The organism is Acetobacterium wieringae (genome assembly GCF_001766835.1).
In the GTDB taxonomy this organism is placed as follows: domain Bacteria; phylum Bacillota; class Clostridia; order Eubacteriales; family Eubacteriaceae; genus Acetobacterium; species Acetobacterium wieringae.
This window is the reverse complement of the sequence record NZ_LKEU01000022.1, coordinates 1-780: the sequence shown is the minus strand read 5'-3', so window position 1 is coordinate 780 and position 780 is coordinate 1. Positions and strand designations below refer to the sequence as shown.

General features: G+C 47.3%; 1 protein-coding gene. It reads right to left on the bottom strand.

The window, feature by feature from the left end:
* Nucleotides 1–607: helix-turn-helix domain-containing protein (locus ACWI_RS05445; protein WP_139142324.1), on the bottom strand; the 607-nt coding region annotated here is incomplete at its 3' end.
* Nucleotides 608–780 lie beyond the last annotated feature (173 nt).

Below are 780 nucleotides of genomic sequence, written 5' to 3'. Positions count from 1 at the left end.
CATTCTTTTCAGCCAGCATGAACTGAGCCCCGGTAATCCGCCGGGAAGCATCATCGATAAAAGCGATCAGATAGGTTTTGCGCTTTTTACCATTAAGAGTCAGATATGGGCCGTGGGAAACATCGGTCTGCCACAGGGTGTTGATATCAACATGGGCGAAACGGCGGCGATCCGACGTATCCGCCACTGATGGCTTTAACATCTGATGTTTTTTCAGCAGTCGATACACCGTCGAATAGGAACAGTCGGAGCTGGTGAAGTGGCCTTCATGAATGAGCCACTCATGGAACAACTTCACCGATAAATGGATGTTTTCCGTTCGCAGCGTAAGGAGCCGTTTGGCCGATTCTGCCGGTAGCGCCCGGGATGAACCTTTGTCCGTCCGAACCTTGGGCTTGAGCGCATCAAAACCATGGCGCCGGTACAGCCGATGCCATTCCAGCAGGGTTTTGCGGTTGTAGGTGCGGATGCCATAATGGGGGACATCATGGGTTTTTGCACTGATCTCATCCAGATAAGTCGTGTGCGATGTGACGGTATCCGTCAGTAACGGCGCAATCAGGCCATAGCGAAATAAAGCAATCAATTCTTTGTCTTTTTCAGTCATTGTAAAAAACCTCCGATTTTAAAGTGTTGAGGTTTTAAGGATCCGTAAAACCAGGTAATCAGAGCATAACGGATCAATCGATAAAAGGCAAAGCAAAAGCTCTGTGGGATAAACATTTCTTCAAAAAAACGCGAAAGGATGGTACAATTAAAGTGCCATAAATCCTTTCTTAA